Source organism: Luteitalea sp., from assembly GCA_009377605.1.
Taxonomy (GTDB): domain Bacteria; phylum Acidobacteriota; class Vicinamibacteria; order Vicinamibacterales; family Vicinamibacteraceae; genus WHTT01.
In genome coordinates this window covers 24065-45181 of the sequence record WHTT01000024.1, presented here as the reverse complement: position 1 = coordinate 45181, position 21117 = coordinate 24065, and the positions used below count along the sequence as shown (strand labels likewise).

Here is a 21117-nt window from a genome sequence, read left to right as displayed (position 1 = left end):
CTCCCAAACATTTGACTGTTGACAGCGCTAACTCTCTATGATAGATCATCCACTACAGAGCATCGAACACCTGGCCGGGTTCACCTCCGCGCGCGTGCGAACCGAAACGCATCGGTAAGCTGCGCTGCAGCTCCGTTCTCCGGGCGCGGCACGGGCGGCCACCGCTGACGCCGATGTCACTGAAACTGTGCGTCATTCCCATGACTTATCCGACCCTCAACGCGCATTTATTCTTGCGTTGACCCTGATGGTCTTCTTGATCTTCTTCAAGCCAACTCAGTAGTGCTCCTCACAACGCAGGAGGTGTCGTGTGAGCTCTCCTCTACGGGTTCTCTTGTCCACGGTCTCGCCGTTGGCCGCGCTCTTCTTACTGCTCTCGCCATTGGCGAGCGTCGGGTTTGCACAGTTCATCACCAGCTCCATGTCGGGCGCAGTTCAGGATGCAAGCGGCGCTGCGATACCCGAAGCCGCGGTGACGCTGACACAAGTGGCGACCGGCCGGCAACGCACGACAGTCACCGGCTCGGACGGCACATTCGTGTATACGGCGCTTGAAGCCGGAGAGTATTTCCTCACCGTCGCCAAGGACGGGTTTGCGACAGCCGAGAGAAAGAGCGTGGTTGTGGAGACTGGCCAACGATATCCAGTCGGACTCATCGTCCTGCAAGTCGGTGCACTTTCAGAGGTTGCGTCCGTCTCGGCCAAGAGTGCAGTCGTGGAGACTCAGAGCGGCGAACGCTCCCTGTCGATTTCCACTTCTCAGATTGCCCACCTCAGCAACATGGGGCGCGACTTCAAGACCCTCGTGCAGCTGGTGCCTGGCATCGTGAACTTCTCGAATCCGGCACAGCCAGGAGCGAGAGTGAGCTTCAATGCGCTTGGTATGCGCAATACCACCAACAACATCACGATCGACGGCACACCGATTACCAGCACTGACTATCCGGCAGAGCACTTCGCTAACGTCAGTGTGGATTCGATCGAAGAAGTCAAGATCTTAACCAGTAACTATCAGGCAGAGTATGGCCGCCTGTCGGGAGCCAACGTGGAAGTCGTGACCAAATCCGGGACCAGGGATTTTCACGGGCTTGGCTCCTACTTCACACGCCATGAGCAGTTCAATGCCACGAACTTCTTCGATAATCGGGAAGGAAGAGACAAGCCGCGGTACAGGTACAACACGTGGACATACAATTTGGGCGGCCCGATTTACATTCCCGGAAAGTTCAATACGGACAAATCCAAGTTATTCTTCTTCTTCAGTCAGGAACATTGGCCTCGCGAAGGCGTCGACATCGACCAAGTCAAGGTGCCGACGGTGCTCGAGCGGCAGGGAGACTTCTCTCAATCGTTCGACCTCGACGGGAACCTCATCACGGTGACAGACCCGGTGACGCAAGAGCCGTATGCGGGAAACAGGATTCCTCGAAGCCAGCTGGACTCGAGCGGTTTGGCTCTCTTGAATGCCTTTCCGGAGCCGAATTTCTTCGACGATAACATTTCGGGCGGCAACTATCACTTCGTCAGCGAATTCCCCACGAGCAACAAGAGCCGTTATGACGCCCTGAAGATTGACTACAACTTCAATTCCAACAACTTTTTGACAGTATCTTACACGGGCGCGACGGGATCGAGCACGGGCCCCGGCCGTGCGAACTGGCCACAGTTGCCGACAAACGGCGATTCCCTCGACCAGACATCTTCTGTGCGCTATACACGTGTCTTGTCGCCTACAGTGCTGAACGAGTTCCATGTCGGATGGACGCGGAGCAACTTCGATACAACAAGCCCCGCCGACGCCTTGGCTCGTAATCAGAGGGATTCGGCAGGCTTCACCGCAGGCTCCCTGTTTCCAGAGGGTAAACCGCTCGACCTGCTGCCGTGGGCAGAGTTTGGAGGCGTCCCAGGGACGCCCGCAACCCTCGAGTATCTCGACCGTTATCCGTTCGAGTCGTCCTTCCAAACGATACTCATTAGCGATCGCTTCTCCATCGTCCGCGGGTCCCACAATCTGAAATTTGGCGTTTCGTTTGAACGTAATTCTCGCGAGATGGGGACGCAGGGTGGATCTCCCTTTGGAGCTTTCAACTTCGGCACCAACGCGAATAACCCCTTGGATACGGGCTACGCATACGCGAATGCAGCGGCAGGCGGTTGCGCCGCAGATTCTGGAGCATCAGGCGGCCGGCACGATCCGCGGCGTGTCGCTCACGCAGGAAAATCCAAGCGCGAAAGTGGAGATGGGAGACTACATTCTGACGCCCGCGCTCGTGACGAATCGCCGGGATCCGTCGGATCTGCCGGCGCAGGGCTACGCCGTCATGATGCAGACCGGCCCCGATGAGTTCGTCGTGCTTGGCGGTTCCATCCAGGTCACGTTCGCCTCTCGGACGAACGCGGACGAGACGGTCGGACTCGCCACCGTGGAGGAGGGGGTTTACCAGAGCGGCCAATGGGTTCCTGGTCGCACCCTCAACGGTGACGCAATCATGATTTCCTACGACATGGAGACGCAGGCCGCCAGCAAGCAGACGGGCACCGCTCTGCGCTTCAACGCTCCCGAGGCTTCAATCCTCCGGGTCAAGCTGTACCGGTTCGAATGAATCGCGCTTCTATGGGGACTGCCTTTTCACCACGGGATGACCCAGCCACACCGTGACCGAAGCGGTAGGAGGTTACTTCTCCAGCACCCACGTCGTCATACACCTCACGTTCTGCACGTTTGTCGTCTTCAGGGGATCGGCAAGCGTTCCGCCCAGCGTCGACGTCCAGTTCAGAAGAGTCTGCTCGTCGGTCACGAAGCGCTCCGAGCCGTCGGGCAACCGCATGCGACCTGTCGCCGACGGAAGGTGACGTTCCAGGCCGATGCTGGTCGCGAGACGCGCGAAGAAGAGGCCGCCGGGCGCCAGCACGCGCCACATTTCCTGAATCATCGCCCCGAACTCCCTCTCGTCGCGGGCGAAGTGGAGAACGGCACTGCTGATGACCGCATCTGTCGAGTCGTCTTCCCAGGGAAGCGCCTCGAGCGACCCCTGGTGAATCTGCTCGGGTGGAATCGCTGGATTCAATGAGGCCACGAGCTGACGCACCGAACGAATCGCGGCGGCATCGGCATCCACGGCGCGCACGTCGAAGCCGTGACGCAGAAAGAAGGAAAGATTGCGCCCGGCACCGCAGCCCGCATCGAGGACACGCCGGCGAGAATCAAATCGGCCGCGAAGGACTTGATCGAAGAGGTAGATGTCGATCTCTCCGAACTGCGTTCGGACTTCGGTGGACACGCCGGCGGACACCGGCCAATCATACCGCGCCCGCAAGGGATGACGATCAGCGATCCAAGCACTCGGCGAGGAACCTACACGAAACATTAGCGGACGGCGATCGCAGCCGCCGCACCCGCCATCACAGAAGCGCTGGTGCGATTGGCGGCGCGCATGGCTCGCGCACTCCTGAGAAACCGCCGCGCCTGCACTGCCAACATGACCCATGTCATGTCGACAACCACTAGCACGGCCAACATCGTCACCGTCAGCTCCGTCCAACCGAGGGCCGTCACATGGGTCAGATCGATGATCGTCGGCAGCAGCGCCACGTAGAACAGCATGATCTTGGGATTGCCGAGCGTGACGGTCATGCCCGCGATGAACAGCGTTCCCGCCGATCTCTCGCGCGGCAGCGCGTCATCCTTCACCGCGACCGGCGCGAACCACATCTTCCAAGCAAGATAGAACAGATAGGCGGGACCCAGATACTTGACGGCGAGAAATAGAAGGTGGAAGGTCTGGGCGACGACCGCAAGCCCGAACACGGCGAACGACAGCCAGAGCGCCTCACCGAGCCACATCGCCGCCAGAAACGGCAGCACGTCGCGATAGCCCTTGGCAAGCACGCGCGCGACCAGCGCCGCGACGCTCGGGCCTGGCGACCCGGCGGCGACAACCAGCGCTCCGGCAAAGATCAACAGCGACGATACGTCCATGAGAGCTCCCCTCCGATGATCAGCGGCCCTCCGAGTCGAACCCTAAGACATTAGCAGGTAGTCTCGCGCTGTCACATCTGCTCTCTATCTGCCAGCCTCCCGAGCCGCACGATGACACGGTGCTCCTCTTCGACCACTTACCGTGCTCATTGATGCTCTTTCCTTCCGTCAGTCGCAACGAAGGCTCCAGCATTTGACGCCGGCGCGCTTGCGTGTTAGTATCTAAACTTATGATTCCAAACCACTTGCGGCCATTGTTCTGGGATGTGAATCCTCAGGATTTTCGTCCCGCCGCCCACCCGCGCTACACCATCGAGCGGGTTCTGGAACGTGGGGAGGAAGAAGACGTGGCTTGGCTCACCCGAGTGTTCAGCAGGGAGCAGATCCAGGACGTGCTCCGCACCGATCGCCATCTCTCTCCCCGCTCCGCGAACTTTTGGGCACTCGTGTTCGACCTGCCCATCGGCGACGTCGCCGCTCTTCAGCGCTAGTCGCAAGTCCCCGGACTTGGTCGGCGCTCCAGGGCCACACTCGAGGAATCGCCATGGCCGAACGTCCGTCTGAATGGCATCCGGAAGTGCTGCCCGAAGCGTGGGCGAAGACTACCAGCAATCTCGCCCAGCGATCCCTGCTCGCCGGCTTCTACCTCGCGGGCGGCACCGGCGTGGCGCTCCAGTACGGTCATCGCCGCTCCGTCGATCTCGATCTCTTCCGGGAAGCGGAATTCGACAGCGCCGTGCTTCGCGACCGGCTACGTGGCCAGAAGGGTCTCGCGCGCGTTGCACTCGCACAGGGTACCGCGCATCTCACCCTCCACGGCGTGAAGGTCAGCTTTCTCCACTACCCGTATCCGCTGCTCTTTCCGCTCCGTCTGTACGGGAATGTCGAGGTCGCCGACCCACGCGACATTGCGTGCATGAAGATCGAGGCAATCGCAAGTCGCGGTGTCCGCCGGGACTTCGTGGACCTCTACGTGGTTGCGCAAGAGTATGGGCTTCGAGAGCTCTTCGAGAGCTTTGCCAAGAAGTACGCAGCCGTGTCGTATAGCCGCACCCACATCTTGAAGGCGCTCACGTACTTTCGCGACGCGGAAGAGGAGCCCTTGCCTGACATGCTCATTCCGCTCGCCTGGCCGGCAGTTACCCAGTTCTTCGTCTCCGAGACGCCTCGCTTAGCACGTTTGCGGTGATAGCATGATCATTGTGCGAAAGCCGGCGATGCGCGACCCTGATCATGTGGCCAGGAGTGAACAAGGCATGTCTGATACGGATCTCGTCCGCGCCGCCACCTACGTGAATCGGTTCGAGGCAGACCTCGCCAAGACGACGCTCGAGGCGGCCGGCGTGCCGGTCCTCGTCAGGGCCGACGATTGCGGCGGCATGCGGCCGCATCTCTGGCTGGGCGGGATCGAGCTGTTCGTTCGATCGGAGGACGCCGAAAAGGCAGCCGAGGTACTGGCGAGCACGCCGATCAACCTCGAGGCGGACGACAGCCCCACAGAGGAGACGTGAGCACGGGCTCGCTGATCGTACGGCGAGCCGTTGTCCCTTGACGTGCTGGCTTCCCGTCGGCTTACCGCTCGTCCAGCTCACCGAGCGCCCAAATCGCCTGGCGCCGGACAGTCGCAGCCGGATCCTTCGCAGCCACGATCAACGCGTCCTGCGCCTGCAAGTCACCGATTGATCCGAGCGCCCACGCCCCCTGCTTCCGAACGTCCGGATCCGCGTCGCGCAGCGCGTCGATCAGGGCTGGAACGCCCGCGCGATCTTCGATCGATCCGAGCGCCCAGGCGGCTTGCGATCGCACCTTCGCGTCGCTGTCCGAGATCGCCGTGACGAGCGGCTCGATCCCGGAAGGATCTTCAATCGACCCAAGTGCCCAGGCGACCTGCTCACGAACGTCCGCGTCGGGATCCGAGAGGGCGCGGGCCAGCGCGTCGATGGCCGCGATATCCTCGATCGAGCCGAGGGCCCACGCGGCCTGTCGGCGCACACGCGGATCCTGGTCGCCGAGCACGGCCGACACGGCCGGAATGGCGCGCGGATGCTCAATCGCTCCAAGCGCCCAAACCGCCGACTCGCGCACGCCCGGCTCCTGATCCTTCAATACCGCCTGCAGGGGCTCGATGGCGGCCGGGTCTTCGAATCGGCCGAGCCCAGCCGCCGCATGCCGCCGCGCAATCCAGCGTGGATCCTCCAGCGCGCCGAGCAGGGCCTCGTATCCAGCGCGGCCCACGCCCGCCAACGCCCAGGCGCCCTCCCGCCCAGGACTCGTCGGATCGTCGTCCGCTCTGCCCCAGTGCCACTCGGGATGACACTCGCGCCGGTCCACCGATGCGTCGTCGGCGAGAAGCGTGACGAGCGCGGGAATCGCGGGAGCTGCCCGAGAGCCCAGATCCTCGAGCTCGCAAGCGGCGCGCACTCGAGCCGCCGGATCGGCGGACGAAAGCTGAGCAATCAAATCATCGACTGCGACGGTGGTCTGCGCGGCTCTCGGTGCCGACGCGGTCGCGAGAATCAGTGCGCCGGTCGAGAGCCCCAAGCCAACGAACATCGTGCGAAGTGGCATCCTCATGACACGGTTCTCCCCCGGCGTCAGGCTCCGGGTGGTCCAGGATTCGGGTTTGGATTCGGATAGCGTCTATGCTAAAAACTTAGCCTAGTGGATAAAAATTAGCACTACGAGAAGGAGGCGTCAAGAGATTTCCACGCGCACGGATTCCATTGCTAGACGAGATGACGTGCCGCACTGACGAGTTCTGAGAACACTTGATCGGCGATTGATGATTTTTGGCTCCTTCTTGGCTCATGATGCGGTGGTGTGCTTCCTCATACGCGACCTGCCATCGTCTCGTCGCCGTGTTGTGACCCAAAGAGATGCCCATGCCGACGGAACGAACGTACGAGCCACGTGGCCGCCTGCTGCCTGCGACGCGGGAGCCGCTCGCGCTCGAAGGCATCGAGATCCGCCTGGTGCGGCTGCCGTTGGTCGAGCCCTTCGAGACAAGCAACGAGCGTCTCGAGTCGCGCCTGGTCGTGCTCGTCGCGATGAGGGCGGACGGCCTGGTCGGCTGGGGTGAGATCGTCGCCGGCGAAGCGCCCGCGTACAGCTATGAGACCGTGGAAACGGCTCGGCACGTCATCCGCGACTTTCTCGCCCCTGCGGCCCTCGCCAAGCCGGTGACCGGTCTCCAGGATCTCGCGGGACGCTTCGCGCATGTCGCAGGTCATAACATGGCCAAAGCGGGGCTGGAACTGGCGTACACGCACCTGGCGGCGCAGCGAGAGCGCGTCTCCCTGGCGGTTGCGCTCGCCGGCGAGCGCAACCGCGTGCCCGTCGGCGTGAGCCTCGGCATCCAGCCGCGCCTACCGGATCTGCTCGACCGCGTCGAACGGCATCTCGCGCTCGGCTACCAGCGGATCAAGCTCAAGATCAAGCCAAGCTGGGACGTCGACATCGTCCGCGAGGTGCGGCGGCAATATCCGGACATCCTCTTGTCCGTGGATGCGAACGCTGCGTACTCACTGGCCGACGTCGACCATCTCCGGCGGCTCGATGAGTTCGGCCTGCTGATGATCGAGCAGCCCTTTGAGCGCGACGATCTCGTGGATCACGCGGCGCTGCAGGCGCATCTGTCCACGTCGATCTGCCTGGACGAGAGCGTCGTGGGTGTGCGAAGCGCGCGGCAGGCCCTGCAGCTCGGCGCGTGCCGCATCATCAACATCAAGGTGGGGCGCGTGGGCGGTTATGCTCAAGCGCTGGCAATCCATGATCTCTGTCTGTCCCGGGGCGTGCCCGTCTGGTGCGGCGGTATGCTCGAATCCGGTATCGGCCGCGCCCATAACCTCGCGCTGGCCAGCCTGCCGGGGTTCGTGCTGCCGGGCGACATCTCGGCCAGTGCGCGCTACTTCGCACGCGACGTGATCGTGCCGGCCGTCGAGGTGGCGTCGGACGGCACGATCGCGGTTCCATCCGGCGTGGGGCTTGGCTTCGACATCGATGTCGAGTACATCGCGCGGCAGACCGTGACGATCGAGCGAATCGATCGGACGACTCGCTGACCGCACGGCCGAGTCGGAGCCGTGCCCGGCCCCTCAGGGGGTCGAGCCGGCAACCGCCTGGCCGGGGCCGCGGAGCGCACGTCCCGGCCGGGCGCCCGTGTGCCGGCCGCCGTCCACGACGAGCACGCCGTTGACCAGGACATATCGCATGCCTTCGGCAAGCTGGTGCGGATCGCTGAACGTGGAGTGGTCGACGATGGTGGCCGGATCGAAGACGGCGATATCCGCCATCTGGCCCGGACGCAGGAGCCCCCGATCGCGGAGGCCGAGTCGCTGGGCCGGGAACGACGTCATGCGCCGGATGGCGTCTTCCAGGCTGAGCACGAGGTCGTAGCGGGCACCCGGATCCTGCGCGCGCGCGCCACGCCGCACGCCTCGCGGCCCCCGAGCAGGGCACCGAGCAGGGCGGCGGCGGATGCGAGCACCCACCGGAAGGAGAACAGAGCGGTTCGGATCATTACAACCTCGAGTTGACGCCCATCAGCTCCCGGCCGGACACGTGCGCGCGATCGACCGGACGCAGGAAGTCATCCGGCGCGTACACGAGCCGGCACTCGCGTTCGACGAACGCGCACATCCAGCGCGCCGCCTCATCGCCGGCATCCAGCGCTTCGCACCGGTCCCGCCATACGGTCACCGGCACACGCGGCGCCTGCGCAGCCGGAACACTGACGGTCAGCGTCGACCTGTCCGGCGCCGACACTGCCAGCGCGCCAAAGTACGCGGTCACTCGCAGCAGCGCCATCCGCGGCAGCTCGCGCTGCGACAGGAACCGACCGGCTCGGTCGACCAGCATCCAGCGTCTGTCCCCCACGAGCCCGAACCGGTCGAGCTGGGCGGCGTCCAGGCGCCCCCCCGCGCAGGACTTCAGCGGATAGATATAGAGATCGCGAACATGCATGATGGTGGGCACGGGCTCGGAGCGCGGGCCTGCCAAATGGTACCTCAAGGGTCTAGGTAGGGCCGCCTCGCCGAGGCGGCCGTGACGGCGCGGGAGGCTGACGCGCCCTACCATCTCGAGGCACGTGACTCAGCGAGTCAAGTTTTCGATGCCTCAGTCGCGTCCGTGATTCCGTGTGCGTCATGACCTCGGCGGAAATGTACGGGCTTCAGGATCTCCTCATGAATTCCATGGGGCAAGCGATGTAGGCTCCTGGAGGCACATCTGGAGGAAATAGATGACACCGCACGAGCTCATCGACATGGAGCAGCGACATGGTGCGCACAACTACCTGCCACTCGATGTCGTCCTCCACCGCGGCGAAGGGGTCTGGCTCTACGACGTCGAGGGCCGGCGCTATCTCGATTGCCTGTCGGCATACTCGGCGGTGAATCAAGGCCATTGCCATCCGGAGATCCTCGAGGCTTGTCGCGACCAGGCGCAGCGGTTGACGCTCACCTCGCGCGCGTTCCGCAATGATCAGCTCCCGTGGCTCTGCAAGGAGCTCACCGAGCTCGCGGGCATGGAGCGCGTGCTGTTCATGAACTCCGGTGCCGAGGCCGTTGAAACGGCCGTCAAGGTTGCGCGGCGCTGGGGATACACGGTCAAGGGCATTGCCAAAGACCGCGCTGAGATCATCGTCTGCCGCCAGAACTTTCACGGGCGGACGACGACAACGGTGAGCTTGTCGACAGAGGAGGCGTATCGGCGTGACTTCGGTCCGCTCACGCCCGGTTTCCGGGCGATTCCTTTCGGCGACGCCGCAGCGCTTGCTGAGGCGATCACGGCCGACACCTGTGCGTTTCTCGTCGAGCCGATCCAGGGCGAGGCGGGCGTCCTCATACCGCCGCAAGGGTACTTGACCGCCGTTCGCGAAATCTGCTCCGAGCGTAACGTGCTCTGGATTGCCGACGAGATCCAATCGGGGCTGGGCCGCGCGGGTGCTTTGTTCGCCTGCCTGCATGACGCCGTCATGCCCGATGTGCTCGTTCTCGGCAAAGCGCTGTCCGGCGGCTTCTACCCCGTGTCGGCGGTGCTCGCCTCGGCGCCGATTCTCGACGTGCTGAAGCCAGGCGACCATGGCAGCACGTTCGGTGGCAACCCACTTGCCTGCGCCATCGCGCGTGCGGCGATCCGGGTCATTCAACACGAACGGCTCGCGGAGCGTTCCGAGGAGCTAGGTACGTACTTCCTCGAGCAGCTGAGAAGGGCGTTGAGCGGACCGCTCGTCCGGGAGATCCGTGGTCGCGGGCTCTGGATTGGCGTCGAGTTGACCGAGCCCGCTCGGTCCTATTGTGAGGCGCTGGTCGCCGAGGGCATTCTCTGCAAAGAGACGCACGAGGATGTGATTCGGCTCGCGCCACCACTGGTCATCACCAAACAGGAGATCGACTGGGCCGTGGCACGACTGGCGCGGGTGCTCGGTGGGGCTCCCGCTCGACGCGTGGTGGCATCAGCGCGGGATGCCTGAAGCATCGAGGAGGCGCGCCAGTCGCGTGCCGACCCGCAGGTGCCGGCTGATCAGCTTGGCGCCCGGCCAGAGCAGCGAGGCCGATCGTTCGCGGATGGCGCGAGCGAACCAGCCGAGTGCCAGGTCCTGTTCGTCGAGACCGGCATGAACCAGCGAGATGAGATACGGTGACACATAGTCCTTCTGCGACCGCGCCTCGAGGCGGCGCAGGCGCGCCACTGCCTGGTTCCGCCGGCCGGTGACGCCATAGAGGAAGCCGAGCTGCCCGGCCACCTGGGCGTTTGGCTCAATCTGCTCCGCTTTCCGGAACTCGCCGATCGCGGCTTCGTAGCGACCCTGCAGGCTGTAGGCCAAGCCGAGATAGTACGGGGCAAAGAAGAACGTCGGATCCATGCTGGCCGCATGCTGCAGCTGCGGGACCGCGCGATGGTACTCGTCGGCCGACATCAACGCCCAACCGAGATCCGTGGTGATGATGAGCGACAGGGGATCGAGCTCGTGTGGCTCGAAGCTGAAGGTCGCAGTGCTCGCCACCGGCGTCGTGGACGAGTTGCCGCAGGTCGAGGGTCTTGCGCAGCGCTGGGGGCAAAGCGTCTTCCACTGCCCGTACTGCCACGGCTACGAATTGCACAATGGCCGCATCGGCGTGCTTGCGGTCGGCCCCGTCTCACATCATCATGCGATGATGCTGCCGGACTGGGGGCAGGTCACGCTGTTCACCAACGGCCTGTTTGTTCCCGACCAGGCCCAGACCGCCGCGTTGTCGGCGCGGGGCGTCGTCATCGAAGCGGAACGCGTCGTGCGCATCGTGGATACCGCAACCATCGAGCTTGCCGATGGGAGGCTGCTACCATTCGACGGCTTGTTCGCGTCCAGCCGCACTCGCGCGGCAAGTCCTGTCGCCGAACAACTGGGTTGCGCATTCGACGAGGGAGCGGTCGGTCCGTTCATTCGCACAGACGCATCGAAGGAAACGACAGTGGCGGGCGTCTTCGCCTGTGGAGACGTCGCACGGGCAACCGGCAGTGTGGCGATGGCGGTCGGTGACGGCGCCCAGGCTGGAATCGCAGCACATCGGTCCTTGATCTTCGCTGACGGCTGACGACGATGGGAAGCGGTTCGTTCACTCGCGATCGCGGAGTTCACCTAACAGTTGCGCCATCGGGATGGTCTCACCGCGTTCGCACTGCGCGATGGCGTCGAGGAGCAGGCGCTCGGTCTCTGCGTCGGCTTCAAACGTCTCGTCGCCTTCACGCGCGAGCACGGTGACGGACACTCCTTCGGGCAGCTCGCTATCCAGCTCGACCCGGCCATCGACGACTTTTCCGGAGGCAATCACCATTGTCATATTCTAGCAGTCACGAGATGTCGAGAGCGGGCGGGGCGGGCGCCCGACATTACCGCACGAGTCCACTCTAGGTCTTCGTGCAGCCGGGAATTGGCGGCCTCGCCCTCTAGCGCTACTCCTCTCTCAGCGCTTCGGTCGGCTGAATTCGCAACCCGCGCCATGCGGGCTCGGCCGCCGCGATCAGTCCCACGAGCCGCATCGCCGTTCCCCGCGCGATGGATCAGGTCGGTTAGACCAGGTCGATCGTGGCTGATGGCTGTCGAGAGCGCGCTCACTCCCAGAGGCCTCCTCCCAGGCCGCCCGGATGTCGCACCCGAGAATCGCTCGTCGCGGGCGACGCTGACTTATTGAACAACGTCAATTGACGCGTTTGTGAACAAAGGGAGGACACCCCTCGAGTACTCCGCCCGGCGCCTACCATCCAGATGGTATGCTGAGCTCCTCTTCGTACCGTGTCATCGAACCGCAGCACGCTCGTTTCGTCGATCCTGCCCGGGATCTTCATGGTCGCCTACGTCATCGGGACGGGCAGCGTCACGACCATGGCCTCAGCCGGTGCCAGCCACGGGATGACGCTGCTCTGGACCTTGGTGCTCGCCTCGCTGTTCACTCACATCATGTTCTCGGCGATCAGCAAGGTGACGGTGGTGTCCGGCCGGGGCATCCTGAGTAACTTCCGCGATGGCTTCGGCGCCCCGATCACGGCGTGCATCATCCTCGCGATGGTGATCACACAGGTCGCCTCGCTCATCGGTGTCATGGGCATCATGAGCGACGTCCTCCGGGAATGGTCCCGGCCGTTCACGACCAGCGGCGAGGGCATCGGGCGTCTGCCGTCCGCCGTGGCGTTGATGCTGCTCCTGTTATGGCTCTTCTGGAACGGGCGTCATGAGCTCTTCCTGAAGGCGGCCGCCGGGCTGGTGGCGATGATGGGGTTGTCGTTCTTCCTGACGGCCTCGGCGGTGCCGCCTTCACCGGGGGACGTGCTGCACGGCCTCGTCCCGAGCTTTCCGGCCACAGGAAGCCCGCACCTGCTCGTCGCCGGTATGGTGGGCACCACGCTGGCCTCGGTGTGCCTGTTCTCGCGCAGCATCGTGGTCCTGGAAAAAGGGTGGCGTCCGGCCGAGCTGCCCATCGTGTATCGAGACTCCCTGGTCGCAGCGATCCTCCTCCTCGTGATGAACGCCGCCATCATGGCCTGCGCCGCGGGAACGCTGCACGACGAAGGCCTGCCGGTCGAGCGCGCCATCGACATGGTGCGGACGCTGCAACCGCTGGCCGGCCCGTTCGCGGCGACGGCGTTCGTGGTCGGGATTCTCGCCGCCGGGCTCTCCTCGATGTTCGCCAACATGATTCTCGGGCCATGGATGATCGCAGATTTCTTCGGCTATCATCGCGACCTGACGGCCCCCGGGTACCGCCTGCTCGTGCTCGCCACCGCGTCGGTCAGCTTGGTGATTCCCGTGTTCGGCGGCAGCCCCGTGCAGATCATGATTGCGTCCCAGGCGGTCAGCCCGCTCATCATGCCGCTCATCGCGCTCTTCACGTGGCTCTTGCTCCTGAAGAAGGGCTTCTCGGCCGGGAGCCCCAACAGCCGCTGGATGAACCTGGGCATGGCGGTGACGGTGCTGTACACGCTCTACATGCTGGCTATCGCCGTGAGGGGCTTCCTCGGCGCCGTCCGATGAACCGAAGGCCTTCGCCGCGGCGCTGACCGGCGCGTGTGTGGGCTCGAAATGCTAGGGCGCGCTCGCCGGGCGCGCCGTCGGGGAGCGCGGCCGGAGGTCGCGGTCCGCTAGAATGAGATCTCGATGATCCGGGAGGCTCTGTGACGGCACAGCAGCAGCGCGCCTTCGACGTTCAGGCGTTTCTCGATTCGGCGGGCGTGGCGAGAAGGATCAAGGCGTACCGACCAAGAGACGTCATCTTCTCGCAGGGTGACGCCTGCGAGACCGTCAACTACATTCAGAAAGGCAGTGTGAAGCTTTCGGTGCTCTCCAAGACGGGTAAGGAAGCCGTCGTGGCGATGCTGGGGCCTGGCGACTTCTTGGGTGAAGGGGCCCTCGCGGGTCAACCGCTCCGCATGGCGACCGCGACCGCCATGGCAAAGACCACCGTCCTCCTGATCGACACACAGCACATGATTCACCTGCTGCACGACCAGCCTGATCTCTCGGATCGGTTCATCGCCTACATGCTGGCGCGGAACAGCCGCGTGGAAGCCGATCTCGTCGATCAGCTGTTCAATTCCAGCGAGAAACGGCTGGCCCGTACGCTCCTCCTGCTGGCACGCTACGGCAAGGAGGACAAGCCACACCGAGTGCTGCCAAAGATCCCTCAGGAGACGCTTGCGGAGATGGTCGGCACCACACGCTCACGCGTGAACTTCTTCATGAACAAGTTCCGGAAGCTTGGGTTCATCGAGTACAACGGCGAGCTCAGAATCAACGACTCCCTCATCAGCGTCGTTTTGCACGACTGACGCGCCGCCGCGCGAGCCGTCACTTGGCGCCCTGTTCATCGAGGCCATTAAGTCGGGCACGACGATCGAGACACCGAGTTTCTATTACCACTTCTGGCAGAAGGCGCGCGAGGTGACGAACGTTCGATGAGTCGCATAGCCACGATCTTCTTCGACGTCGGCGGCGTCTGCCTCACGAACGGCTGGGACACCGACGCCCGTCGATCCGCCGCGCTACATTTTTCTCTCGACCTCGAGGAGATCGAGCAACGACACCAGGCGCTGATCGACGCCTTCGAGCGTGGCGAGCAGTCGCTGGATGGGTATCTCGATCACGTGGTCTTCCACCGGCATCGATCATTTTCGCGCGACGCCTTCACCAGATTCATGCAGGCGCAATCGCAGCCCCACGACTCGGTGCTGAGCCTGCTCCGAAACCTCGCGTCAGCGGGATCCTACAGGCTGGCCACGATCAACAACGAGTCGCGCGAGCTGAATCGCTATCGCATTGACACGTTTCGGCTCCGCGACATCTTCCGCGCGTTCTTCAGCTCCTGCTACCTGGGGGGCCGCAAGCCTGACGCGCGGATCTACGAGATGGCCCTCGATGTCATGCAGGCGGAGCCCGCAACCAGCCTGTTCGTGGATGACCGGGAAGAGAACGTGCTCGCGGCGCGGGCCCTCGGCATGCACACGGTCCATGTGACGGATCCCCGCGGCCTCGCTGAGCAGCTGCTCGACGCAGGCGTGGAGGTCGCGAGGTCCGGACGTTGATCAGCTGCCATCACGCCTGGCGCCTGTGCCCGTTCTCGTCTCCATTGCGATCGATTTCACCGTCCGCTGACGTGCGCTTGTGCCAAGCTGCTGTTGACAGGCGCACGGCCTATTTCTTAGGAGTGACCTTGGCACCAAAGAACTGCGCGACAATCTTGCCATCGCGCACGACGAAGCCGTCCATCCCGAGCTCGTAGACATTGGCGCTCGTTTCAGCCGTCCACAGGGTGTACCCGTGCTCGCCCTCGTACCGCTCCTGCTGCAGGTTGAAGGTCGTGCCGGGCTGGCCCCACTCGGCAATGAGCTCGGTAAACGTCGACCGGAGTGCTTCCTTCCCCTCGATGGGACCATTCGGCGTGAACATGACCGCATCGTCCGCATAGTCTGCCAGCACGCCTTCGAGATCGCCGGCGCCAAATGTCTTCAGGTGGCGCTGCACCACTTCCCGCGTGATGTCCGTCGTGGCGTCCCCGTCGGCTGCAGCAGGAGGCGACACGTCGGCAACCGGCGCGGCGGCGACCTGCGCATTGGCCGGCGATCCGTACCCGCTCGCAAGACACGCCGTCAGCATAACGGTCCCCAACGGACCAAAACTCTTCAGATGTTTCTGCACAGTCTCCTCCTGGACGCTCAACGGGCACTCTTGGCGCCCGCGCCGCCGACGGGAACGGCGCTGGTCGTATCGGCGGGCGCGGGCGCGACGCTCTCGGGACTCGCCTTGTCCCTGACCGCCCGCCAGATGCGTTCCGGCGTGAGTGGCAGGTCACGAATCGTGACGCCAGCTGCCTCGTTGACGGCCGCGCCGACCGCGGCGGCAATCGCGAGAATGCCACCCTCACCGGCCCCCTTGGCGCCGAATGGCCCCGGGCCGTCGCCGTTCTCAATCAAAATGGACTCGAGATGGCGGGGCGTGTCCTGAATCGTCGGAATCCGGTAGTCGAGCGCCCCCAGATTCCGGATGCGCCCGCGTTCGTCGAGCAACAGTTGCTCCATGAACGTATGTCCCAGTCCCATGATGGCCGCGCCCTCGTCTTGGGACTCGACCTGCATGGGATTCAGCGCCTTGCCGATGTCACTGACCAGGAAGAGCCGATGAACGCCGCTCATGCCAGTCTCGACATCGACCTCTACCTCCACCGCGGCGCACATCAGCTCCCAGAACACCGGCTTCCCACCGAGTGGATGCTCTTCGATGAATCGGCTGCGCTTGTGGCCCAGGCCGACAACCTCGCCGCGTGTGGACGCGAAGTACCGGCGCAAGAGCTCCGCATACGGCAGCACATGATCGGGCACGCGCACGACGCCCGGCTCGACGGAGATGAGCTCCTCCGACAGGGAGAACGTTTCAGCCGCCATGGTCCTGAGCTGCGCCTTGATATCGCGACACGCGTTCTGCACCGCCTGTCCCATGAAGACTGACGATCGGCTGGCGGATGTCGACGAGTCATAGGGAACCGTCGAGGTATCGCCCATGACGATCGAGATTCGCTCGATTGGGATCCCCAACTCCTCCGCCGCGATCTGCGCGAAGATGGTGCGTGCGCCCTGCCCCATGTCGGACGTGCCCGAGAGGATCGTGGCACTGCCGTCGTAGTGGAGACGCGTCTGTGCGAACGACGCCGACGCGGTCGACGAGCTCTTCAGTCCCAGCGAGATGCCGCGCGCGCGATGCTTGGGGAGGGGCGTCGTCCAGCCGATGGCGTCTGCGGCGAGTTGCAGCGCTCCTGCCCAGTCCCCGTCGCACGGGGTGTCGTTCGGAATGAACGCTTCTCCCTTCTGCGCCACGTTTCGAAGCCGGATCTCGAGCGGGTCCAGGCCGAGCTGACGAGCCGCCTCATTGAGCTGCGACTCGGTGGCCCACGACATCTGTGGGGTACCGAAGCCACGGAACGCGGTGCTCGAGGTCGTATGCGAGAGCAGCGCGCGCGCGCGGACGCGTGCGTGTGGCGTGCGATAGGGACCGCAGCCCGCGTAGCTCGCCTTGCTGACCACGCGAACGCCGATGTCCGCGTATGCGCCGAGCAGGAAATTGGCGGTCAGATCCTGGAACAGGATCCGCCCGCCGCGATCGAAGCCCGTACGCGCATGGACAACGGCGGACGTACGACGCGCCGCCTGAAACGTTTCTTCGAGCGTCAGCACCAACCGGACCGGCCGCCGGGTCTTCAGCGCCAGAAAGGCGACCAGCGGCTCGAACTTGGGCCACCCCTTGCCACCGAACCCGCCTCCCGGGTCCGGGGCGACAATGCGCACCTTGGACAGCGGCCATCCCAATACGGCGGCCACCACCCGCTGCAGCACAAAGGGATGCTGCGTCGGGCTCCAGATGGAGACGCCATCGTGGTCTGCCACGGCTAGAAACGCGTGTGGCTCGATGGCGAAGTGCGTGACCATTGGGAACGTGTACTCGTTCTCCACGATGCAGTCAGTGGGCGCGTGGCCTGGATCGCCCCAGCCGAAATCCCACTCTCTGAGCGTGTTCGTGTGCGCGAGGGGATCGTTGGGACGCAGCGCAGGATCGCGTACCAAGGGAGACGCAGGGTCGAGAGCGTCGGTCACCGTCAGCACGGCAGGCAGCGGCTCGTACTCCACGCGCACCAGTCCTGCCGCAGCTTCGGCGGCATCGAGCGTCTCCGCTGCGACAACCGCGACCGGCTCGCCGAAGAACTTCGTCTCCTCCACCGCCAGCACGGGACGATCCATCTCCACCGGACCGTATCGCGGCATCGGTTGCGGAAGATCGTCGGCCGTCAACACGGAGTGGACGCCTTTCACTCGTGCCGCCGCGGCCGTATCAATGGCCTTGATTCGTGCGCGGGCGCAATCGAGATGCACGAGCTTGACATGCAGCTCGTGCTCGAACCGGATGTCAGCCGTGTAGCGCTGCTGACCGGTGACGCGCTCGACGCCACCGACGCGCCTCACGGACTGACCGACGATCGAGTCGCTCATGGTTGTTGTCTCAGAATGCGGCCATATTACAGATGTTCGAAGTGTATTTCAATTATCGAACAACTCCGAGACAGTCTGTTTTCCCAACACCACATGCTGGCGAGAGACAGCGCGCTCGAGGCAGAAACCGGCGCGGTCAACGAGGTCGGGCACGAGAGGACGTCGCAGACGCTCTGGCGCGCCGTGATCGCCCAACCGCCCGCGGGCGACGTCTCCCGGCCGCTCGTGCGGCTCTCGACCGCGGCGGCGGCGCTGCCGCCGCCAGCGAGCGGTCCCAATTCATCACGATGTCGTCGATGGTCGTCTCGCGATGGTGGCGCAGCAGTGCCACGGCCCGCGCGGCGTCGCGCCCTATCGTGGCCTTCATGATCTCCTCATGCTCCCTGGCGACATCGCGTGTGCCGTCGGCCTCGCGCGCCCATAGCTTGCGGTAGCGCGAGAAACGCTCTGAAAGCTGCCGCGTGAGCTCGATCAGTGACGGCGATCCGCACGCGGCGTACAGCGATTTGTGGAACGCCACGTTGCGTGCTTCCCATTCAACATCGAGCTCGCCACCTTCCGTGAACACTGACCGTTTCGAGAGCTCGTGACAGCGCGCCACGACAGTGGCTTCCCAGTGGTCGTCACCCTTCTCGATCGCAAGCCGGATCGCCAGCGCTTCGAGCTCGAAGAGCGTCCGCGCGATGTCGATCATTTCCTCCCTCGTCACGGGCGCGACGGTGAACCCCTTGTGGTCCGTCAGTACGACAAGCCCCTCTGCGACAAGCCGCATCAGCGCCTCCCGGAGCGGGCTCAGCCCAGACTTGTAGCGCTGGCGGAGCTCTTTGAACCGCAGGCGCGCCCCCGGGTCGAGCCGGCAGTGGAGAATGTCCGCGCGCAACTGCTCGAAGAGGTCCGTGCTGAGCGTACGCAAGACACGTGGCGGCGCCGTCACGTGCGTGGCCGTCCCGAGAACAGGAACAAACCGCGGTTCGTGGAAGTCACGATATCCATCCGGCCATCCTTGTCGATGTCCTCGGCCGTCACGGCGTTTCCTGCACCTGATCGGTTGTGCACGAGCTCGGGTACGAAAGCCGCACCGCCCGGCGCTTTCGCGTCACGCACTGTGCGAAATAGATAGAGCACCGGTGCGCCGTACGGATCCGGATCCGAATAGTTGTCCAAATGCGACCAGTGTCGCTTGCCGACGATGAAGTCTGGAATGCCGTCACCGTCGACGTCAGCAACGGTCGATCCGTGCATTTCCGAAATCGTCACGTCGCCCGCATTCTCCGAAGCGAAGTTATCGACAATCGAGTGCCGCTGGAAGGTGCGCTTCCCCGACGCATCTCGCTTCTGCTCGAACCACGCCAGACCAAACCCGTGCGCCTGGAGCACAGTGACCACGTCGGTGAGCCCGTCGCCGTTCACATCATAGACACCCATCTCGCCTCCGCCCGGCCCGGCATGACCGGTCCATCTCGCGAACGCCTCAGGGTGATACGTCCAGACGCCACTCGCTGCACCGGCTGAGGGCTGCTCCCACCAGCCATACGGATCGACAACGTCCTCCCGATTGTCGCCGTTGATGTCGCCGACGCCGAGACCATGCCCAGCTCCCCAGGGGCCCTGAGTCGAGATGTCGTGGACCTTCCACTGTCCTGTGGGGTTCGTAGGATCAGGTTTGGCGAATCGGAGAAATTCGCCGTCGCCGTAGACATACTCAGGCTCACCGTCGCCATCGATGTCTCTCATCACGGAAACTTCCTTCCGCACTTGCGGCAGCACATCGACCATGTCCCACCGCCGAGGCTCCCCTTTTGGATTCACATAGAGATGCAGCGGCTGCCCTATGGCACCCATGCAGATCACGTCGTCCCAGCCGTCGCCCGTGAAATCGCCCGCGAAGCTCTGCATGCAGTCGGCCGGGTACTCCGTTGAAGGGTTGACCGTTTGCGCCGGGTAGATTTCCCGGAAGGTCGTATATGTCGGTCCCGCGTAGAAATACGGACCCGCAGCAATGTCAGAGACGCCATCCTGATTGAAGTCACCTACCGCCGCACCCCAGCTGTAATAGAAGTCAGTGAGGCGCTGCATTCGGAAATTCCGCGATACCTCTTCGGCGGGCAACGTCTTGATGGCAAGATCGCTGGTTGCAACATCCGTGTACCGCACTTCACCCGTGCCTCCGACGTAGAAGCCGATTGCGCCGAAACGTCCGAGGGTCTCGTCCGCCGCACCGCCCGGAACCGCGACCTCGTTCAGAAACGCTCGGACGATGCTCGCATCGAGCAGGACTTCAGCAAGATTCCAGTCGTCCGCGTGGAGTCCGCCGACGGGCGGGACGATAGGAAGCCCGGTCGGCTCTGAGCCGCGCCCGCCGCCTGCACCGCGGCTCGCACCGCCGCCCTCAGGGGGACTGGTCGCTGGAGGAGCGAAGCGCATCTGGCCTCCGGCGGGCCGGAGTCTCTCTCGTGAGAGCTCCTTGCCGTTCGAATCGAGCGTCACCGCATAGCTACCTGGCTCGTCGCCAGCGAGCGCGACGTAAATGCCTTTGGTACCGTTCGCGGTCTTCTCGGCGCGGAGCAGGACACCGGTTTTGCAGCCTCCGGTACAGCGGAAGCGCGCGAAGACGCCAACGTCCTGCAGCGACTTGTCGAGCATCAGCCATCCGCCTCCAGGACCCTTCAGCGCCCCGACGTATTCGCCGTTCTCGGCGCGCCAGGCAGCGTCGCCGACGACGCGCCAGCCCGCGAGCGAGGTTCCCTGATACGTCGTCTCCGTCTGATAGTTCTGCGCGGCGACTACCGCTCCTAATGTCGAGAGCGTGGCAATGATGGCAACCGATGAGCGGCGGGTGTTGTTCATCTGGAAGGTCTCCCGACTACCAGGCGCGCCGAGCCGAATGAACCACGGGGGCGTCATGACTCCCCTCCTCGGGCCGCCCCCCTCGTTGACGGAGCTCCCGTATTTACCACATTTCGAAGATGCTTGAAATAGTCGAAATGCTAACCATGACGGACCACCACTCCTTCGGCCATCACCACCTTGGCCTTGAGCATGGTTGCGCACCAGGCTAGATGGCCCCCCGTCGCGCGTGCTAGAGGCGTTCTTATTTGCACCTATACTGGGCTCGTGAAGGTTTGCCTTAA

General features: G+C 63.9%; 22 protein-coding genes. 11 read left to right on the top strand and 11 right to left on the bottom strand.

All coding sequences use genetic code 11. The annotated features are described in order from the left end of the window. Positions 1-334 precede the first annotated feature (334 nt). Together GEV06_10355 and GEV06_10350 are read left to right on the top strand one after the other, a co-directional pair. Complete coding sequence (locus GEV06_10355) at positions 335-2344, top strand: TonB-dependent receptor plug domain-containing protein (protein MPZ18299.1); 2010 nt, start codon at positions 335-337, stop codon at positions 2342-2344. Then, positions 2241-2603, top strand: a complete 363-nt coding sequence (locus tag GEV06_10350; protein ID MPZ18298.1) for a hypothetical protein — start codon at positions 2241-2243, stop codon at positions 2601-2603. The genes GEV06_10355 and GEV06_10350 overlap by 104 nt, the downstream gene beginning before the upstream one ends. 72 nt (positions 2604-2675) lie before the next feature. Here the strand turns inward: GEV06_10350 and GEV06_10345 are convergent, their stop codons facing one another. Both GEV06_10345 and GEV06_10340 read right to left on the bottom strand, forming a co-directional pair. Further along, on the bottom strand, positions 2676-3368 hold the full coding sequence (locus GEV06_10345) for a methyltransferase domain-containing protein (protein MPZ18297.1): 693 nt from the start codon (positions 3366-3368) through the stop codon (positions 2676-2678). Continuing rightward, positions 3368-3979: a LysE family translocator gene (locus GEV06_10340; GenBank protein ID MPZ18296.1), complete on the bottom strand. Its 612-nt coding sequence runs from the start codon at positions 3977-3979 to the stop codon at positions 3368-3370. Before GEV06_10340 ends, GEV06_10345 begins: the two co-directional genes overlap by 1 nt. A gap of 230 nt (positions 3980-4209) precedes the next feature. Between GEV06_10340 and GEV06_10335 the strand changes: the two genes are divergently transcribed. Genes GEV06_10335 through GEV06_10325 form a run of 3 tightly spaced genes read left to right on the top strand, consistent with a single transcriptional unit; the run spans position 4210 to position 5490 of the window. Then, positions 4210-4470, top strand: a complete 261-nt coding sequence (locus GEV06_10335) for a hypothetical protein (GenBank protein ID MPZ18295.1) — start codon at positions 4210-4212, stop codon at positions 4468-4470. A 53-nt stretch (positions 4471-4523) separates the two neighbouring features. Then, positions 4524-5168, top strand: a complete 645-nt coding sequence (locus GEV06_10330; protein MPZ18294.1) for a hypothetical protein — start codon at positions 4524-4526, stop codon at positions 5166-5168. A 4-nt stretch (positions 5169-5172) separates the two neighbouring features. Then, positions 5173-5490 carry a hypothetical protein gene (locus tag GEV06_10325; GenBank protein ID MPZ18293.1) on the top strand — a complete coding sequence of 106 codons (318 nt, stop codon included), beginning with the start codon at positions 5173-5175 and terminating at the stop codon, positions 5488-5490. Between the two features lie 61 nt (positions 5491-5551). Here GEV06_10325 and GEV06_10320 read toward each other — a convergent pair whose 3' ends face one another. Beyond that, positions 5552-6553 carry a hypothetical protein gene (locus GEV06_10320; GenBank protein ID MPZ18292.1) on the bottom strand — a complete coding sequence of 334 codons (1002 nt, stop codon included), beginning with the start codon at positions 6551-6553 and terminating at the stop codon, positions 5552-5554. A 308-nt stretch (positions 6554-6861) separates the two neighbouring features. Between GEV06_10320 and menC the strand changes: the two genes are divergently transcribed. After that, positions 6862-8040 (top strand): o-succinylbenzoate synthase, encoded by a 1179-nt coding sequence (menC, locus tag GEV06_10315; GenBank protein MPZ18291.1) that lies wholly within the window; start codon positions 6862-6864, stop codon positions 8038-8040. A 33-nt stretch (positions 8041-8073) separates the two neighbouring features. Here menC and GEV06_10310 read toward each other — a convergent pair whose 3' ends face one another. Beyond that, positions 8074-8469: an amidohydrolase family protein gene (locus GEV06_10310; GenBank protein MPZ18290.1), complete on the bottom strand. Its 396-nt coding sequence runs from the start codon at positions 8467-8469 to the stop codon at positions 8074-8076. 28 nt (positions 8470-8497) lie between these two features. Continuing rightward, positions 8498-9055, bottom strand: a complete 558-nt coding sequence (locus GEV06_10305) for a hypothetical protein (protein MPZ18289.1) — start codon at positions 9053-9055, stop codon at positions 8498-8500. Between the two features lie 163 nt (positions 9056-9218). On the opposite strand from GEV06_10305, the gene rocD reads away from it, so the two are divergent. Continuing rightward, positions 9219-10451 carry an ornithine--oxo-acid transaminase gene (rocD, locus tag GEV06_10300; protein ID MPZ18288.1) on the top strand — a complete coding sequence of 411 codons (1233 nt, stop codon included), beginning with the start codon at positions 9219-9221 and terminating at the stop codon, positions 10449-10451. Here rocD and GEV06_10295 read toward each other — a convergent pair. Next, positions 10434-10898 (bottom strand): tetratricopeptide repeat protein, encoded by a 465-nt coding sequence (locus GEV06_10295; GenBank protein MPZ18287.1) that lies wholly within the window; start codon positions 10896-10898, stop codon positions 10434-10436. The genes rocD and GEV06_10295 overlap by 18 nt on opposite strands. Here GEV06_10295 and GEV06_10290 point away from each other — a divergent pair. After that, positions 10843-11553: a thioredoxin reductase gene (locus tag GEV06_10290; GenBank protein ID MPZ18286.1), complete on the top strand. Its 711-nt coding sequence runs from the start codon at positions 10843-10845 to the stop codon at positions 11551-11553. The two genes, GEV06_10295 and GEV06_10290, sit on opposite strands and share 56 nt — an antisense overlap. Before the next feature lie 21 nt (positions 11554-11574). Here GEV06_10290 and GEV06_10285 read toward each other — a convergent pair whose 3' ends face one another. Continuing rightward, positions 11575-11793: a hypothetical protein gene (locus tag GEV06_10285; GenBank protein MPZ18285.1), complete on the bottom strand. Its 219-nt coding sequence runs from the start codon at positions 11791-11793 to the stop codon at positions 11575-11577. 458 nt (positions 11794-12251) lie between these two features. Here GEV06_10285 and GEV06_10280 point away from each other — a divergent pair, with 458 nt between their 5' ends. From GEV06_10280 to GEV06_10270, 3 genes are all read left to right on the top strand, one after another. Further along, positions 12252-13487 carry a hypothetical protein gene (locus GEV06_10280; protein ID MPZ18284.1) on the top strand — a complete coding sequence of 412 codons (1236 nt, stop codon included), beginning with the start codon at positions 12252-12254 and terminating at the stop codon, positions 13485-13487. Positions 13488-13627: 140 nt separating this feature from the next. Continuing rightward, positions 13628-14281: a cyclic nucleotide-binding domain-containing protein gene (locus GEV06_10275; GenBank protein ID MPZ18283.1), complete on the top strand. Its 654-nt coding sequence runs from the start codon at positions 13628-13630 to the stop codon at positions 14279-14281. A gap of 126 nt (positions 14282-14407) precedes the next feature. Next, positions 14408-15034 (top strand): HAD-IA family hydrolase, encoded by a 627-nt coding sequence (locus GEV06_10270; protein MPZ18282.1) that lies wholly within the window; start codon positions 14408-14410, stop codon positions 15032-15034. Between the two features lie 109 nt (positions 15035-15143). On the opposite strand, the gene GEV06_10265 is transcribed toward GEV06_10270, so the two are convergent. The 4 genes from GEV06_10265 to GEV06_10250 all read right to left on the bottom strand — a co-directional run bounded on the left by GEV06_10265 (position 15144) and on the right by GEV06_10250 (position 20890). After that, positions 15144-15605 carry a DUF4440 domain-containing protein gene (locus GEV06_10265; GenBank protein MPZ18281.1) on the bottom strand — a complete coding sequence of 154 codons (462 nt, stop codon included), beginning with the start codon at positions 15603-15605 and terminating at the stop codon, positions 15144-15146. Between the two features lie 59 nt (positions 15606-15664). Continuing rightward, on the bottom strand, positions 15665-17986 hold the full coding sequence (locus GEV06_10260; GenBank protein MPZ18280.1) for a molybdopterin-dependent oxidoreductase: 2322 nt from the start codon (positions 17984-17986) through the stop codon (positions 15665-15667). 136 nt (positions 17987-18122) lie between these two features. Continuing rightward, a complete protein-coding gene (locus GEV06_10255) occupies positions 18123-18920 on the bottom strand; it encodes an FCD domain-containing protein (GenBank protein MPZ18279.1) in 798 nt (265 codons plus the stop codon). Next, a complete protein-coding gene (locus GEV06_10250; protein ID MPZ18278.1) occupies positions 18917-20890 on the bottom strand; it encodes a DUF1080 domain-containing protein in 1974 nt (657 codons plus the stop codon). The genes GEV06_10255 and GEV06_10250 overlap by 4 nt, the downstream gene beginning before the upstream one ends. Positions 20891-21117: the final 227 nt, after the last annotated feature.

Coding starts and splice junctions, on each gene's coding strand:
- GEV06_10350 (MPZ18298.1), top strand. CDS start 2,241: ATGGGAGACTACATTCTGACGCCCGCGCTCGTGACGAATCGCCGGGAT.
- GEV06_10345 (MPZ18297.1), bottom strand. CDS start 3,368: ATGTTTCGTGTAGGTTCCTCGCCGAGTGCTTGGATCGCTGATCGTCAT.
- GEV06_10340 (MPZ18296.1), bottom strand. CDS start 3,979: ATGGACGTATCGTCGCTGTTGATCTTTGCCGGAGCGCTGGTTGTCGCC.
- GEV06_10335 (MPZ18295.1), top strand. CDS start 4,210: ATGATTCCAAACCACTTGCGGCCATTGTTCTGGGATGTGAATCCTCAG.
- GEV06_10330 (MPZ18294.1), top strand. CDS start 4,524: ATGGCCGAACGTCCGTCTGAATGGCATCCGGAAGTGCTGCCCGAAGCG.
- GEV06_10325 (MPZ18293.1), top strand. CDS start 5,173: ATGATCATTGTGCGAAAGCCGGCGATGCGCGACCCTGATCATGTGGCC.
- GEV06_10320 (MPZ18292.1), bottom strand. CDS start 6,553: ATGAGGATGCCACTTCGCACGATGTTCGTTGGCTTGGGGCTCTCGACC.
- menC (MPZ18291.1), top strand. CDS start 6,862: ATGCCGACGGAACGAACGTACGAGCCACGTGGCCGCCTGCTGCCTGCG.
- GEV06_10305 (MPZ18289.1), bottom strand. CDS start 9,055: ATGGTAGGGCGCGTCAGCCTCCCGCGCCGTCACGGCCGCCTCGGCGAG.
- rocD (MPZ18288.1), top strand. CDS start 9,219: ATGACACCGCACGAGCTCATCGACATGGAGCAGCGACATGGTGCGCAC.
- GEV06_10290 (MPZ18286.1), top strand. CDS start 10,843: ATGCTGGCCGCATGCTGCAGCTGCGGGACCGCGCGATGGTACTCGTCG.
- GEV06_10295 (MPZ18287.1), bottom strand. CDS start 10,898: ATGTCGGCCGACGAGTACCATCGCGCGGTCCCGCAGCTGCAGCATGCG.
- GEV06_10285 (MPZ18285.1), bottom strand. CDS start 11,793: ATGGTGATTGCCTCCGGAAAAGTCGTCGATGGCCGGGTCGAGCTGGAT.
- GEV06_10270 (MPZ18282.1), top strand. CDS start 14,408: ATGAGTCGCATAGCCACGATCTTCTTCGACGTCGGCGGCGTCTGCCTC.
- GEV06_10265 (MPZ18281.1), bottom strand. CDS start 15,605: ATGCTGACGGCGTGTCTTGCGAGCGGGTACGGATCGCCGGCCAATGCG.
- GEV06_10260 (MPZ18280.1), bottom strand. CDS start 17,986: ATGAGCGACTCGATCGTCGGTCAGTCCGTGAGGCGCGTCGGTGGCGTC.
- GEV06_10250 (MPZ18278.1), bottom strand. CDS start 20,890: ATGACGCCCCCGTGGTTCATTCGGCTCGGCGCGCCTGGTAGTCGGGAG.